Source organism: Herbaspirillum chlorophenolicum (assembly GCF_001189955.1).
Taxonomy (GTDB): Bacteria; Pseudomonadota; Gammaproteobacteria; order Burkholderiales; family Burkholderiaceae_D; genus Herbaspirillum; species Herbaspirillum chlorophenolicum.
This window is the reverse complement of sequence record NZ_LFLT01000012.1, coordinates 95,183-109,373: the sequence shown is the minus strand read 5'-3', so window position 1 is coordinate 109,373 and position 14,191 is coordinate 95,183. Positions and strand designations below refer to the sequence as shown.

At 63.7% G+C, this 14,191-nt stretch carries 14 protein-coding genes; 8 read left to right on the top strand and 6 right to left on the bottom strand.

All coding sequences use genetic code 11. From position 1 onward, the window contains the following. The first annotated feature begins 32 nt into the window (after positions 1-32). The 7 genes from paaN to AKL28_RS10140 all read left to right on the top strand — a co-directional run bounded on the left by paaN (position 33) and on the right by AKL28_RS10140 (position 8,013). Positions 33-1,709, top strand: coding sequence for a phenylacetic acid degradation protein PaaN (paaN, locus tag AKL28_RS10170; RefSeq protein WP_050468008.1), 1,677 nt, complete (start codon positions 33-35; stop codon positions 1,707-1,709). Between the two features lie 23 nt (positions 1,710-1,732). After that, positions 1,733-2,524 (top strand): 2-(1,2-epoxy-1,2-dihydrophenyl)acetyl-CoA isomerase PaaG, encoded by a 792-nt coding sequence (gene paaG, locus AKL28_RS10165; RefSeq protein ID WP_050468007.1) that lies wholly within the window; start codon positions 1,733-1,735, stop codon positions 2,522-2,524. A gap of 2 nt (positions 2,525-2,526) precedes the next feature. After that, a complete protein-coding gene (locus AKL28_RS10160; protein WP_050468039.1) occupies positions 2,527-4,068 on the top strand; it encodes a 3-hydroxyacyl-CoA dehydrogenase in 1,542 nt (513 codons plus the stop codon). Continuing rightward, a complete protein-coding gene (gene paaI / locus AKL28_RS10155; protein WP_050468006.1) occupies positions 4,061-4,540 on the top strand; it encodes a hydroxyphenylacetyl-CoA thioesterase PaaI in 480 nt (159 codons plus the stop codon). The genes AKL28_RS10160 and paaI overlap by 8 nt, the downstream gene beginning before the upstream one ends. A gap of 61 nt (positions 4,541-4,601) precedes the next feature. Beyond that, positions 4,602-5,945 (top strand): phenylacetate--CoA ligase PaaK, encoded by a 1,344-nt coding sequence (paaK, locus tag AKL28_RS10150; RefSeq protein WP_050468005.1) that lies wholly within the window; start codon positions 4,602-4,604, stop codon positions 5,943-5,945. 61 nt (positions 5,946-6,006) lie between these two features. Next, positions 6,007-7,209 carry a 3-oxoadipyl-CoA thiolase gene (gene pcaF, locus AKL28_RS10145; RefSeq protein WP_050468004.1) on the top strand — a complete coding sequence of 401 codons (1,203 nt, stop codon included), beginning with the start codon at positions 6,007-6,009 and terminating at the stop codon, positions 7,207-7,209. Between the two features lie 15 nt (positions 7,210-7,224). Continuing rightward, positions 7,225-8,013, top strand: coding sequence for an enoyl-CoA hydratase-related protein (locus AKL28_RS10140; protein ID WP_050468003.1), 789 nt, complete (start codon positions 7,225-7,227; stop codon positions 8,011-8,013). Between the two features lie 140 nt (positions 8,014-8,153). Here the strand turns inward: AKL28_RS10140 and AKL28_RS10135 are convergent, their stop codons facing one another. Then, positions 8,154-8,972: an SDR family NAD(P)-dependent oxidoreductase gene (locus AKL28_RS10135; RefSeq protein ID WP_050468002.1), complete on the bottom strand. Its 819-nt coding sequence runs from the start codon at positions 8,970-8,972 to the stop codon at positions 8,154-8,156. Between the two features lie 31 nt (positions 8,973-9,003). Continuing rightward, on the bottom strand, positions 9,004-9,675 hold the full coding sequence (locus AKL28_RS10130) for an MSMEG_1061 family FMN-dependent PPOX-type flavoprotein (RefSeq protein ID WP_082221436.1): 672 nt from the start codon (positions 9,673-9,675) through the stop codon (positions 9,004-9,006). Positions 9,676-9,758: 83 nt separating this feature from the next. Here AKL28_RS10130 and AKL28_RS10125 point away from each other — a divergent pair, with 83 nt between their 5' ends. Continuing rightward, positions 9,759-10,541: an AraC family transcriptional regulator gene (locus AKL28_RS10125; RefSeq protein ID WP_082221435.1), complete on the top strand. Its 783-nt coding sequence runs from the start codon at positions 9,759-9,761 to the stop codon at positions 10,539-10,541. 117 nt (positions 10,542-10,658) lie between these two features. On the opposite strand, the gene AKL28_RS10120 is transcribed toward AKL28_RS10125, so the two are convergent. From AKL28_RS10120 to bufB, 4 genes are all read right to left on the bottom strand, one after another. After that, positions 10,659-11,708, bottom strand: a complete 1,050-nt coding sequence (locus tag AKL28_RS10120) for an asparaginase (RefSeq protein WP_050468036.1) — start codon at positions 11,706-11,708, stop codon at positions 10,659-10,661. 382 nt (positions 11,709-12,090) lie between these two features. Then, entirely contained in the window at positions 12,091-12,564 is a 474-nt protein-coding gene (locus AKL28_RS10115; protein ID WP_050468035.1) for a DoxX family protein, read from the bottom strand. 11 nt (positions 12,565-12,575) lie between these two features. After that, a complete protein-coding gene (locus tag AKL28_RS10110; protein WP_050468034.1) occupies positions 12,576-13,325 on the bottom strand; it encodes an HvfC/BufC N-terminal domain-containing protein in 750 nt (249 codons plus the stop codon). Further along, positions 13,322-14,179: an MNIO family bufferin maturase gene (gene bufB, locus AKL28_RS10105; RefSeq protein ID WP_050468033.1), complete on the bottom strand. Its 858-nt coding sequence runs from the start codon at positions 14,177-14,179 to the stop codon at positions 13,322-13,324. Before bufB ends, AKL28_RS10110 begins: the two co-directional genes overlap by 4 nt. Positions 14,180-14,191 lie beyond the last annotated feature (12 nt).

Below are 14,191 nucleotides of genomic sequence, written 5' to 3'. Positions count from 1 at the left end.
CGCCGCCCCGACATCATTCTTTGGAGACTTTCATGAGCATCGCCTTTTTTGAACGGCACCGCGCCACCCTCGAGCAAGCCGTACAGGCCTTGCAAAGCCGCGGCTACTGGAGCCAGTTTAGCGAGTCTCCCAGCCCGCGCGTCTATGGCGAAACCGCCGCAGACACAGGGAAAGCAGCGTATGAAGCACGGTTGAACCGGCCATTCGAACTGGCCCAGGCCGCAAGCGCAGGCCTTGCCGGTAGCGAGGCCTCCCCGTACGGCTTTAATCTCGGCATCACCTACCCCAAACCCGTGATCGGGCAATTGCTGCCGGCGGTGTCGGCGGCCGCGGCCAGTTGGCGCCGCGCCGGCCCCAAGGCATGGGCCGGCGTCAGCCTCGAGATCGTCGCCCGCCTCAATGCCCGTAGCTTCGAGATCGCCCACGCCGTCATGCACACCACGGGCCAGGCTTTCATGATGGCCTTCCAGGCCGGCGGCCCGCATGCCCAGGACCGCGCACTGGAAGCGATCGGCTGCGCCTGGCAGCAAATGAGCCTGGTCCCCGCCACGGCCGATTGGGAAAAGCCCCAGGGCAAGCATGCCCCGCTGCAGATGCGCAAGTCTTACCGCATCGTCCCGCGCGGCATCGGCCTGGTGATCGGGTGCTGCACGTTCCCGACGTGGAACAGCTATCCGGGCCTGTTTGCCAACCTGGCAACGGGCAACGCCGTGATCGTGAAACCGCACCCCGGAGCCATCCTGCCGTTGGCCATCACCGTTGAAGTGGCCCGGGAAGTGCTCGCCGAAGCGGGGTTCGACCCGGACATCGTTACCCTGTTCGCCCATGATCGCGATGATGCCGTCGCCCGTGAACTCGCCCTGCGGCCGGAAATCGCCCTGATCGACTTCACCGGCAGCAGCGCAAATGGCAACTGGCTGGAACGCAACGCCCTCCAGGCGAAGGTCTATACCGAGAAATCCGGCGTGAACCAGATCGTCATCGACAGCACCGACGACTTGCAAGGCATGGCGCGCAATATCGCCTTCTCGCTTTGCCTGTACTCGGGCCAGATGTGCACGACGCCCCAGAACATCTACATCCCCAAGGACGGCATCCGCACGCCGGAAGGCCATGCCAGCTTCGAAGCCGTGACGGCAGCGATTACCGATGCCATCGCCAGGCTCACCGGCGATGCCGCGAAGGCGGTCGAAGTGCTCGGCGCCATCCAGAATGATGGCGTACGCCAGAAGATCGAGGCCGCGCGCACCCGCGGCAAGGTCCTGCTGGACAGCATCGCCCTGCAGCATCCGCAGTTTGCCGAAGCATGCATTCGCACGCCGCTGGTGGTGCAGGTTGAAGCCAACTCGGCCATCACGGAAGAATTCTTCGGCCCGGTCAGCTTCGTTATCCCGGTCGACGACACCACGATGGCCGTGACGCTGGCCGAGCGCACCGCGCAACGGCATGGCGCCCTGACGCTCTCCGGCTACAGCACCGATCCCCAGGTCAAAGACGCCTTGGCTGATGCCGCCGCCAATGCCGGCGTGGCCTTGTCGCTGAACCTGACCGGCGGCGTCTTCGTCAACCAGTCGGCCGCGTTCAGCGACTACCACGGCACCGGCGCCAATCCGGCCGCGAACGCTGCCCTGGCCGATGCCGCCTTCGTCGCCGACCGCTTCCGCGTCGTACAGACGCGCGAGCCCGTTAGCGCCCCCGCCGCCAACTAATCCACCATCACGCCCATCCCATCATGGCTTACGAATCCATCCTCTTTGAAAACAATGACGGCGTGGCCGTCATCACCCTGAATCGGCCCGACAAGCTGAACAGCTTCACGGTGGCGATGCACCTGGAGTTGCGCGATGCCATCGGCAAGCTGCAGGCCGATGCGAGCGTGCGCGTCCTGCTGCTGACGGGCACCGGCCGCGGCTTTTGCGCCGGACAAGATTTGTCCGACCGCGCCGTCAAGCCCGGCGAAGCGGCAGTCGACCTGGGCGAATCCATCGACAAGTATTACGGCCCGCTGGTGAAATCCCTGCGCGCCCTGCCTTTCCCCGTGATCTGCGCCGTCAATGGCGTGGCCGCCGGCGCCGGCGCCAATATCCCGCTGGCCTGCGACATCGTCCTCGCCGCCCGCTCTGCCAGCTTCGTGGAAGTGTTCTGCAAGCTGGGCCTGATCCCGGATACCGGCGGCACCTACTTCCTGCCCCGCCTGGTCGGCACGGCACGCGCCATGGGCATGGCGCTGCTAGGCGACAAGATCACGGCCGAACAGGCCGAACTGTGGGGGCTGATCTGGAAGTGCGTCGACGACGACAAGCTGCAGGAACAAGCCCGCGCAATGGCCCTGCACTTCGCCAAGGCGCCGACCAAAGGGCTGGCGCATACCAAGGCGGCCATCTACCAAAGCCCCGCCAATACGCTCGAACAGCAACTCGACCTGGAACGCGACAGCATGCGCGCCCTGGGCCTTAGCCGCGACTACCGTGAAGGCGTATCGGCCTTTCTGGAAAAACGCACCCCTGCCTTCACTGGAGAATGACCATGTCCCAATCCGGCAAAGACAGCGCATTGCCGAAGTCCGGCATCATTGCCGTCATCGGCAGCGGCACCATGGGCGCCGGTATCGCGCAAGTTGCAGCGGTGGCAGGACACACCGTCAAGCTGTTCGACAACCGTCCCGCCACAGTGGACAAGGCGATTGCCGATATCCGCGCCATGCTCGACAAGCTGGCCGGCAAAGGCCGTATGACAGCCGAGGAAGCAAGCGCGGCCGGCAAGCGGCTGCAAGCCGCAACCAAACTGGAGGAACTTGCCGACGCCTCGCTGGTGGTCGAGGCCATCGTCGAGAACCTGGATGCCAAACGCCAGCTCTTCTCGTCGCTGGAAACCATCGTCAGCGACGCCTGCATTCTCGCCAGCAACACCTCGTCGATCTCGATCACCAGCATTGGCGCCGCATTGCGTGCGCCGCAGCGCCTGGTTGGCATGCACTTCTTCAATCCGGTGCCGCTGATGGCGCTGGTCGAAATCATCAGCGGCCTGGCCAGCGACGCGCAAGTCGCGCAACAGGTCTATGACACCGCGCTCGGCTGGGGAAAAATCCCGGTACACACCAAGTCCACGCCGGGCTTCATCGTCAACCGCGTTGCGCGCCCGTATTACGCCGAAGGACTGCGCATCCTCAATGAGCAGGCCGCACAGCCCTCGACCATCGACGCCGTGCTGCGCGAGAGCGGCGGCTTCAAGATGGGCCCGTTCGAGCTCATGGACCTGATTGGCCACGACGTCAACTTTGCCGTGACGCAATCGGTTTTCCAGGCCTACTTCACAGATCCGCGCTTTACCCCTTCACTGATCCAGCAGGAACTGGTCAACGCCGGTTTCCTCGGCCGCAAGAGCGGCCGCGGCTTCTATCGCTACGATGGCAGCCAGCCGATCCCCGATCCGGCAACGGAGCCGCTGTACGAGCGCCCCGACGAGATCGTGCAATTGTTCGGCGAGCATCCGCTTTGCCTGGTCGTCAAAGAGCGTCTTTCCGATAGCCGCATCGAGCAAAACCCGGCCCGGCCGGACGGCCTGCTGATCAAGACCGGTTCGGCCCGCATTTACCAAACAGATGGCCGTACCGCGACCCAGCGGGCGGAAGACCTCAATCTCCCTGACATCATTGTTGTCGACCTGGCATTGGACTACGCAAGCGCCAAACGCCTGGCCGTCGCGCACGCCGATCAGTGCGGCGATGACGCATATCGCGCCGGGGTGGGCCTGCTGCAAGCGGCCGGCTATGCCATCTCCCGGCTGGATGACGTTCCGGGGCTGGCAGTCATGCGCACGGTGGCCATGCTGGCCAATGAAGCGGCGGACACCGTCAACCAAGGCGTCTGCACGATCGCCGATGCCGATATGGCCATGCAAAAGGGCGTCAACTACCCACGCGGCCCCCTGGCATGGGCCGATGACATCGGCATCGGAACGGTCGCCAACGTATTGCGGCAACTGTCCCTGACCTACGGCGAAGACCGCTATCGCGTCTCGCCGCTCATTCAACGCTACCAAGCAAGCGGAAGGATTTTCCATGGCTGATATCGCAATTGTCGAGGCAATGACGCCCGAACAGGCCCAGGCGCTCGCCGAGGCTACCGCCAAGGCGATGTATGCGCGCGACAACGCCACGCAATCCCTGGGGATGAAGATCCTGGAAGTCCGGCCCGGTTATTCGCGGCTGTCGATGCTCGTTCGCAGCGACATGCTCAATGGCCACGCAAGCTGCCACGGCGGCTTCATCTTCTCCCTGGCCGACAGCGCATTCGCTTTCTCGTGCAACAGCCGCAACCAGAACACGGTAGCGGCCGGCTGCACCATCGATTACGTGGCGCCGGCATTCGTCAACGATGTGCTCACGGCGGAAGCGGTGGAGCAGGCGCTTGCCGGGCGCACCGGGGTATACGACATCACCGTCACCAACCAGGATGGAAAGAAGATCGCGTTCTTCCGCGGCAAATCCTACCGGATCAAGGGCGAAGTGATTGCCGGGCTGCACGCATCGGCTACATAACCCCGCAATAACTCGCTATTCTGAAACAAAAAGCCGTAGAAAAATCCCTCTGGAGACCATCATGCCCACCCAAAAACCTCAAGCAGGCGACCTCGATCCCATCGAAACCGCCAGCACGGACGAACTGCAGGCCCTTCAACTGCAGCGCCTGAAATGGACCCTGAAGCACGCTTATGACAATGTTCCGCACTACCGCGCCTCCTTCGACGCGGCGGGCGTGCATCCGGACGACCTGAAAACCCTGGCCGACCTGTCCAAGTTCCCGTTCACCTGCAAACAGGACCTGCGCGACAACTATCCGTTCGGCATGTTCGCCGTACCGCGCGAGCAAGTCGTGCGCGTGCATGCCTCCAGCGGCACCACCGGAAAACCGACCGTTGTCGGCTATACGCAAAAAGACATCGATACCTGGGCCACGGTGGTGGCCCGCTCGATCCGCGCCGCTGGCGGCCGCCGCGGCGACATCGTCCATATCTCGTATGGCTACGGCCTGTTCACCGGCGGCCTGGGCGCCCACTATGGCGCCGAAAAACTCGGTTGCACGGTCATCCCCATGTCGGGCGGACAGACCGAGAAACAGGTGCAACTGATCCAGGACTTCAAGCCGAGCATCATCATGGTGACGCCTTCGTACATGCTCAATGTGATCGAGGAATTCCAGCGCCAGGGCCTGGACCCGGCGGCCAGCTCGCTGCGCGTGGGGATTTTCGGCGCGGAGCCGTGGACGGACGCCATGCGCCAGGAGATCCAGGCGCGCGCCGGCATCGATGCGGTGGACATCTACGGCCTGTCGGAAGTCATGGGCCCCGGTGTGGCCAGCGAATGCATCGAAAGCAAGGACGGCCCGGTGATCTGGGAAGACCACTTCTATCCGGAAATCATCGATCCGGATACCGGCGAAGTGCTGCCGGACGGCTCCGAGGGCGAACTGGTGTTCACCTCGCTGACCAAGGAAGCATTGCCGATCATCCGCTACCGCACCCGCGACCTGACGCGCCTGCTGCCGCCGACATCGCGCTCGATGCGCCGCATCGGCAAGATCACCGGCCGTTCAGACGACATGCTGATCATCCGCGGCGTGAACGTTTTCCCGACGCAGATCGAAGAGCTGATCCTGAAGATGCCCCAACTGGCTCCCCAGTATCAACTGCTGGTCGACCGCAACGGCCATCTCGATACCCTGTCCGTGGTTGCCGAACTCCGTCCCGGCCTCGTGCTGCCGCCCGATCAGATTGAATCCCTGCAGAAAGATCTGCAGCATTGCATCAAGACCTATGTGGGCATCTCCACCAAGGTCAATGTGGTCGATGCCGGGAAAATCGAACGCACTGCCGTCGGCAAAGCCAGGCGCGTCATCGACCAGCGCCCCAAGATCACCCAGCCGGCACCTGTTGCTGCGGCATAAGGCCTCCTCTACTGCATCAACGGTTCGCCCTTGCGGCGGGCCGACCTCTTAAAGGACTCACATGGACGCATTCATTTGTGACGCAATTCGCACCCCCTTCGGCCGCTTCGGCGGTGCGCTCGCCGGTGTACGAGCAGATGATCTCGCAGCAGCCCCTATCCGCGCTTTGATCCAGCGCAATTCCGGCATCGATTGGACACAGCTGGACGACATCATCTACGGCTGCGCCAACCAGGCCGGCGAGGACAACCGCAACGTCGGCCGCATGGCCGCCCTGCTGGCCGGCTTGCCGATAGAAGTGCCGGGCACGACCCTGAACCGCCTGTGCGGCTCCGGACTTGATGCGGTTGGACTTGCCGCGCGTACGATCAAGGCAGGAGAAGCGCAGCTGATGATCGCCGGCGGCGTCGAGAGCATGACGCGCGCGCCCTTCGTCATGGGCAAGGCCGACAGCGCCTTCTCGCGCAACGCCGCCATCTACGACACCACCATTGGCTGGCGCTTCATCAATCCCTTGATGAAGGCGCAGTATGGCGTCGATTCCATGCCCGAGACGGCCGAAAACGTCGCGGCCGACTTCAACGTCAACCGCGCCGACCAGGATGCTTTCGCGGTGCGCAGCCAGCAGCGCTGGGCCGCGGCGCAAGAAGCGGGGTTCTTCCAGCGCGAGATCGCGCCGGTCTCCATTCCCCAGAAAAAGGGCGATCCCAAGGTAGTCAGCGTTGACGAGCACCCGCGTCCCGACACGACGGTCGAGTCCCTCGCCAAACTCAAGGGCGTCGTCCGCCCGGACGGTACGGTAACGGCCGGCAACGCCTCGGGAGTCAACGACGGCGCATGCGCCTTGCTCCTGGCTTCGGCTGCCGCGATCGACAAGTACCGGCTCAAGCCCCGCGCCCGCGTGCTCGGCATGGCTACCGTCGGCGTACCGCCGCGCATCATGGGCTTCGGACCGGCGCCGGCCACGCGCAAGGTGCTGCAGCAAACGGGCCTCACCCTGGACCAAATGGACGTGATCGAACTCAACGAAGCGTTCGCTGCGCAAGGCCTGGCGGTCACGCGCGACCTGGGCCTCGCAGACGATGCCGCCCACGTGAATCCCAACGGTGGGGCCATCGCAATCGGCCACCCGCTGGGCGCCTCGGGCGCACGCCTGGTCACCACCGCGCTGAACCAACTGGAACGCATCGGCGGCCGCTATGCGCTGTGCACCATGTGCATCGGCGTCGGCCAAGGCATCGCATTGGTGATCGAGCGCGTTTAATCGCCGCAAGCCATCATGAACCAAGAGAACAACTTCCAGGACATCCTGATCGAACGGCACGGCAGCGCCGTGCTGCACATCGCGCTGAACCGTCCGGACGTGCGCAACGCCCTGCGCAACCATACCTTGCTGGAAATCACCAGGGTGCTGGGCGACGCCGAGATGGATGACTCGATCCGTGCAGTCGTCATCAGCGGCAACGGGAAAGCCTTCGCCGCCGGCGCCGATATCAACGAGATGGCCCAGCTCAGCGCCATCGATACCCAACTGGATGTCAGGCCGCAGTACTGGCGCGCCATCGCCGGTTTTTCCAAGCCGCTGCTGGCCGCCGTCAATGGCTATGCATTGGGGGCCGGCTGCGAGATGCTGATGCACGCGGATATCGCCATTGCCGGCCGCAGCGCCAAAATCGGCCAGCCCGAGATCAACCTGGGAACGATTCCGGGCGCCGGAGGGACCCAGCGCCTCATCCGCACGGTAGGAAAACCGCTGGCCATGAAAATGGTCCTGAGCGGGGAATTTATCAGCGCGGATGAAGCGCTTGCCGCGGGACTCATTGCGGAAGTCACGGAGGACGAAGCTACCGTGGCGCGCACTCTTGCGTTGGCCGATACGATTGCGGCCAAATCTCCGCTGGCCTTGCGGCTGGCGAAAGAGTCCATGCTCAAGTCCTACGAGCTTGGCCTTGACGCCGGGCTTCAGTTCGAACGCAAATCGTTCTCCCTCCTGGCTGCCAGCGATGACCGCAGGGAAGGAATCGAGGCTTTCAAGGCCAAGCGCCCGGCGGCATTTACCGGCCGCTAGGGCTAGTCAATCCCTTCACAATTATTCGTCTCCTCCAATTTCCTCAAATTGGACTTAAGCCCTCCCATCGACGATGCGGGGGCTTTTTCTTTTCCATGCGTCCGGCAAGCGCGGCAAAGATCGCCGCGCCACACCAACGTTTACCCTTGGGCCGCGTCCGACTCCGCGGCCCAGGCCTCCCAGACCGACAGCCGCTGCGCATAGGCCTGCTTCGCAGAAGGCAGGCAGGCCTTTCCGAGGAAGAGCCGCAATGGCGGCTCCTGTGCATCGACAACCGCAAGGATCGCAGCCGATGTGGCGGAAGGCTGGCCCAATACCCGGCCCGCACTGAGCGCCTTGATCTTCTGGCGCAGTTCGTCGTAGACACTCATCGGCACGGTAGTGGCGGCCGATGCTCCGCGCCAGTCGGTGTCGTAGCCGCCGGGCTCGATCAGCGTCACGCGGATACCGAAGGCGCTCGCCTCCGAAGCGAGGGTTTCCATGAGCCCTTCGACGGCCCATTTGGTTGCGTTGTAGATACCGGCGGTGGGAAAGGTGATCACTCCCGCAATGCTGGAGGTCACCAGCAGGTGTCCTCCGCCTTGCTCCCTCAGGTGCGGCAATGCAGCCTGCGCCACCCACAGCGTTCCGAACAGATTGGTCTCGAACTGCGCACGCGCCTGCGCTTCGGTGCTTTCCTCGACCGTGCCGAACAGCGCGTAGCCGGCATTGCTGATGACCACGTCAAGCCGGCCAAAGTGCGCCTTGGCCGCATCCACAGCCGCGAACACCGCGGCACGATCGGTGACATCGAGCGCCAGCGGCTGCACCGCGTCGCCATATTGTTCGGCCAGCGGCTGCAGCGCCTCCGGAGACCTCGCCGTTGCGACAACCCTGTCGCCGCGCTCCAGCGCTGCCTGCGCCCATGCGCGACCGAAGCCTCGGGAAGCGCCCGTGATGAACCAAACCTTGGATGTCATGATTTTTTTCCTTCCGTGTTGATGTTCGATGTCAGTACAGCTCTTGCTTGACCGCCACGTCGTACCTGGCATCCAGCGCCGACGCAGAAACGTCGTTGAGGCCGGCCAGCGCGACCAGCACCGTGCCGACGCTGGGCAGGCTTGCGCGATCCACATGCGATGCCGGATTCCACAGCCGTGCGCGGTTGACGGCCTTCCCGCAATGGAAAAGCGCTTCCTCAACCCTCACCACGATGGCGGCTTTGGGCCGCTTCTCTCCTTCCGCCAGTTCCGCCAGCAGTTCGGAGGCCGTAGAGAGTCGAGCGCGACCGTTGATGCGCATGAATACTTCCAGCCCCGGGAACAGGAAGAGCATGGCAACCTTGTCGTCGTTCTGCAGGTTGCGAAAGGATTCGATGCGGTTGTTGCCGGGCCAGTCCGCAAAGACGAGCGTGGTCTCGTCCAGCATGCGTACGAAGCCTGCCGGTCCGCCGCGCGGAGAAGCGTCCAGGCCGACATCCTGGCGCCCGGTAGCCAGGCAGAAGAAAGTCGCGATCTCCAGATAGGCGCGATGGTATTCGGTGAGGCGACTGGTCACCGCTTTCTGGATCATTGACGACGGAGCCGCATACAGCGCGTCGAGATCGACATATTCCTGCTGAGCCGCATGCGCGAGGAGATCCGCCGCACCTTCGGGAGGAACACTGGGATATCGCATGGTCATTTTCTCCTTGATGAAAGGCCATGTTAGGTCTACGCTGGTGGCGCAGCTATGTTATTCAGGTCAATCGATACCCCATTTGCGCCATGCTTCCACCCTACCCGCCCGGGCTCATCGATCCGAAGGATGACGACGCCGGCCCTTTGCTCGTCGTCGCTTCGCAATGCATCGAAGGACACACTTTTGTCGATCCGCACAGCCACGGCCGCGGGCAACTGCTCGGTGTCTGGGGAGGCCTGATGACGCTGGGCACCGCCGCCGGAAAATGGCTGGTGCCGAATGTGCACGCGGTCTGGATTCCGCCCGGGCAGTTGCATTGGGCGAACACGCATGGCCAAGTCGACGGCTGGAGCGTGTATGTACGCGCGAGCGCTTGCGAGGGCCTGCCGACGCAGCCGACCACACTGCGCCTCTCGGCCCTGTTGCGCGAAGCCTTGCGCCGGCTCGAGTCCCTGCAGGAAACCTCCGCGGACACCATGCGCGACCTGCTCGAACAAGTTGTAGTGCAGGAAGTCCGTTCGCTGCCTGCGGAGGCGCTCAACCTGCCGATGCCAACCAGCGCGCCGCTGGTGAAGATCGCGCAAGGATTGCTGAAGGAGCCGGCATTGGAGCACTCGCTGGATGACTGGGCGGCGCTGGTGAATGTCTCCCCGCGCACGCTGAATCGGCGCTTTCCGGTGGAGACCGGCTACAGCCTGGGCGCCTGGCGGCAGCGGGCGCGCCTGCTGCGCGCCCTCGAACTGCTGGCCGAGGGATACTCCGTCACCGCCACCGCGCTTGAACTTGGCTACAGCAACATCAGTGCATTCATCGCATTGTTCAAGCGTAGCTTCGGCGTCACACCCACCCAGTATTTGCGAGGGAATTAGGCCTCTCAGCCGAAGAAGAAAAAGAAAAGGGCTTACGTTTTGACGTAAGCCCTTTTTTATCTCGGCACCAGGAAATTACCTTTCCATTTAGCCTTGGTTACACAACAGCAGCCCAGCTCAATAGTCGAACGCAGCCTGAAGTTCGTTCTTGCTCGTCTTCCCTTGATGCAGCAGCAACATCAGCAGCAAGCGCGCTTTTTGCGGACTCAAATCCCCGGCCATCACGGCGCCGGCATCGAATGTGGTCTTGCCGCCGCCGGGGAATCCATAAACCGGCATGGTGCGGCCGTTATATACGCGGGTCGAGATGACCACCGGTACGTTCTTGGACAAGGCATACTTCACGGCCTCGAACATGGAGACATTCATGTTCCCCATCCCTACCGCCTGCACCACGATGCCCTTGGCGCCCTGGTCTACCGCGTAGCGCAGCAATGAGCCGTCGGCGCCGCCGAACATGGACAGGATTTCCACGCGCGGCATGTCGCCCGCGCCGATATCGATGTGCTGGCGGCGCAACGGCGCGCGTGAGAACACAACCTTGTCATCCCACACTTCGCCGAGGAAACCGAAGTCGCCGGACTTGAAGGTTTCCACATCGCCGGTATGCGTCTTGGTCACGCTGCGGGCGGCGTTGATCTGGTTGTTCATCGCTACCATCACGCCCTTGCCCTTGGCTTCCGCAGTCGTGGCGATCCGGATGGCGTTGAGCAGGTTGCGCGGGCCATCGAAGTCGGATTCGGATGCGTTGCGCTGCGCGCCGATGAGTACCACAGGCTTGTCGGATTTCACGGTCAGGTCAAGCCAGTAAGCGGTCTCTTCCATGGTGTCGGTGCCTTGCGAGACCACCACCCCAGCCACTTCCGGCCTTGCCAGCGCGTCATCGACTGCCTTGGTCAGGCGCGACCACCATTTCGGCTCCACATAGTTGGCCGACATGTTGGAGAAGTTATTGACTTCGATGGTGGCGAATTTGGCGGCATCCGGCACAGTCTTCATCAGGTCGTCGCCGGAAATTGCCGGGACGACGCCCTTGGTCACAGGATCGACCTTCATGGCGATGGTGCCGCCGGTGGCGATGAACTGCACGACCGGCTTGCCCTGTGCCAGCGCCGCGCCCGATACCAGGCAGCAGGCCAACAGCGCCACGGCGGAACGCTTCGGCATCAGGATGCGGCGGAGTTTGGCGATAAGGATTTCCGGCCGATACATTTCAGAGTAATTCATGGTGTCTCCTCATTTTTTATTGATCAACATGTGCAGCGAATGCGCCCGCTGCTGGAAATGGCTTCGGCGCTGCGGATTCGATTCATGGGGCGGCAACCACGTTGCCTGCCATGAATATCGTCTTCCAGACCTAGCCCGGGAAACATACAGCAAACATCGGGCCAAGCGGTGGCGCTCACGCCGGGAACTGCAACATGTTGATTTCATTGCTTCTTTTTCGTTGCCGCTGCAGGGAGATTGCGGAAATCCGGAATTGCCGAACGGGGATGTCCGGCTTTCCGCAAAAAAGCATCACCTGAAGAAACACGCATCCGACGCCAACTCAGCGGATGCCGAAACGGCGATCCAGCGACCACGCGCCGCCGCCGCGCGCCACCAGCAACAGCAGCAGGCCGGCCCATGACAGGTGCGTGGGCCATGCGTCCGGATAGACGAAGATCTCGATCACCGCTGTCATTCCGAGCAGCGCCAGCGCGGCGCCGCGCGTGAACAGGCCCAGCACCAGCAGCAGCGGGAACAGGTGTTCGGCATAGGCAGCCAGGTGGGCAGCGATGTCAGGCGGCACCAGCGGCAGGCGATATTCCTCCTGGAAAAGCACGTAAGTGCCATCCTTGATCGTCAGGAAACCGCTGACCTTGGTTCGGCCGGACAGGAAGAAGATCGCGGCCACCGCCACGCGCGCCACCAGCGCCAGCAGCGAATCGCCGATCAGGCGTTCGGCCAAGCCGGCGCCGCGCGACCAAAGGGAATCCCGGCGGCTCGCCTCGCCGGTACGGATCAGGGTGGGGTTGTTCATGTCGTTCTCCATCAATGAAAAGAAGTGAAGACGCCTGCCTGCACCAGACTGCCCAGCATGGCGGCCACATCCAGGCCCGGTTCGCCTTCCAATGCGAAGCCGGCCGCCTCGGCCACGCCCATACCGGCACGGCAGGCGTCGAGGAAACGGCAGGCGCCATGGCCGATCCGCTGCCATTGCACCTGGCCTTCCGGCCGGGTCAGCAGCGTGCCCTCGCCGTGCCATCCGAGTTCGGATGGCAGCTCGACACCGGGCCTGCGGTTGGCATCCCAGATCGAATAGCTCGGATACGCCGACTCCCAGTGCCAGCGCGCCGCCGCCTGAGGCGCCAGGCACACGTCGCGCCCAGCCGCCAGCGCTGCATGCAAGCCGGCGACATCGAGCGGCGCATCGTCCGCTGCCAGGTGCGACTCGCTCCAGTAGCGGTCGAGCCTCGCCACGCCCGGCAAGTAAGGCAGTTCGCGCGCCGCGTCGACACTGTCGAGGAAATCCGGGAAGCCGTCGCCATAAGCGATCAGGCAGGCGTCGTCGGGCATGTGCCGGCGCGCATAGGCCAGCGCCGCGCCCTGGAACCACGGTTCGCCGACCAGCCGCAGCACCGCCGGATAATTGGCCGACAAAGCGTCGACGCAGCCCTTGAAAATCGTGTTGCGATAGACCGCGAAGGCGGGCTGTGCCAACAGCGAAGCCACCAGCGGATGGCCGCTTTCGCCATGCCATACGGCATGCAGGAATTGGCTGAAATAGACATGGTCGCTCACGACGCGCACTCCTCCTGCACCTGCCTGCTGGCGGCAAGGATGTCCTGCGCGGTATCGCGCTCGGCCAGCAGCTCATCGAAAGCCGGCACGTTGCCATCGCGTTCGATCAGCGTCGGCCTCGGGCCGATGCGCGCCACCAGTGTGCGATACAGCGCCCACACGGATGGCGCCACCGCGGCGTCGTGCGAATCGACCAGCAGGCCGGGAAGGTTGTGGTCGCTGCTGTGGCCGGCAAGGTGGATTTCCTCGATGGCATCGGCCGGCAGTTGCGCCAGGTAAGCCGCTGCGTCGATGCCCAGGTTGGCCGCGCTGACGTGCACGTTGTTGACGTCCACCAGCAGGCCGCAGCCGGTACGGCGCACCAGCTCGCCCAGGAACTCGGGCTCGCTCCATGCGTGGCAATCCATGTGCAAATAGTGGGACGGATTCTCCAGCGCGATGCGGCGCTTGAGTACATCCTGCGTGCGCGCGATGTTGGCCGCCAGGCGCGCCAGCGTTTCGCCGGTGCGCGGCACCGGCAGGAGATCGGGAAAATAACGGCCATCGGCGCGCGACCAGGCCAGGTGCTCGGACACCAGCACCGGTTCGATGCGCGCCGCCAGCCTGGCCAGCCGCTGCAGATGGGCAGCGTCCGGCGCATCCGGCCCTGCCAGTGAAAGCGACACCCCGTGCAGCGCGATGGGATGGCGGCCGCGCACGGCCTCCAGCCAGGCCAGCCTTGGGCCGCCATCCATCATGTAGTTCTCCGGATGGGCCTCGAACCATAAGCCCGGCGCCGCGCAGGACAGCGCCGCATCGAAATGCTGGGGCTTGAGGCCGAGTCCGGCGCCGGCTGGCACGGGGGTCGCTTCCATGTACATGGCTCC

Excerpts from the sequence above, each read along its gene's own strand:
- AKL28_RS10140 (WP_050468003.1), top strand. The coding sequence starts at position 7,225 with ATGAACCAAGAGAACAACTTCCAGGACATCCTGATCGAACGGCACGGC.
- paaG (WP_050468007.1), top strand. The coding sequence starts at position 1,733 with ATGGCTTACGAATCCATCCTCTTTGAAAACAATGACGGCGTGGCCGTC.
- AKL28_RS10115 (WP_050468035.1), bottom strand. The coding sequence starts at position 12,564 with ATGAACAACCCCACCCTGATCCGTACCGGCGAGGCGAGCCGCCGGGAT.
- paaK (WP_050468005.1), top strand. The coding sequence starts at position 4,602 with ATGCCCACCCAAAAACCTCAAGCAGGCGACCTCGATCCCATCGAAACC.
- pcaF (WP_050468004.1), top strand. The coding sequence starts at position 6,007 with ATGGACGCATTCATTTGTGACGCAATTCGCACCCCCTTCGGCCGCTTC.
- paaN (WP_050468008.1), top strand. The coding sequence starts at position 33 with ATGAGCATCGCCTTTTTTGAACGGCACCGCGCCACCCTCGAGCAAGCC.
- paaI (WP_050468006.1), top strand. The coding sequence starts at position 4,061 with ATGGCTGATATCGCAATTGTCGAGGCAATGACGCCCGAACAGGCCCAG.
- AKL28_RS10130 (WP_082221436.1), bottom strand. The coding sequence starts at position 9,675 with ATGACCATGCGATATCCCAGTGTTCCTCCCGAAGGTGCGGCGGATCTC.
- AKL28_RS10120 (WP_050468036.1), bottom strand. The coding sequence starts at position 11,708 with ATGCCGAAGCGTTCCGCCGTGGCGCTGTTGGCCTGCTGCCTGGTATCG.
- AKL28_RS10160 (WP_050468039.1), top strand. The coding sequence starts at position 2,527 with ATGTCCCAATCCGGCAAAGACAGCGCATTGCCGAAGTCCGGCATCATT.
- AKL28_RS10125 (WP_082221435.1), top strand. The coding sequence starts at position 9,759 with ATGCTTCCACCCTACCCGCCCGGGCTCATCGATCCGAAGGATGACGAC.
- bufB (WP_050468033.1), bottom strand. The coding sequence starts at position 14,179 with ATGGAAGCGACCCCCGTGCCAGCCGGCGCCGGACTCGGCCTCAAGCCC.
- AKL28_RS10135 (WP_050468002.1), bottom strand. The coding sequence starts at position 8,972 with ATGACATCCAAGGTTTGGTTCATCACGGGCGCTTCCCGAGGCTTCGGT.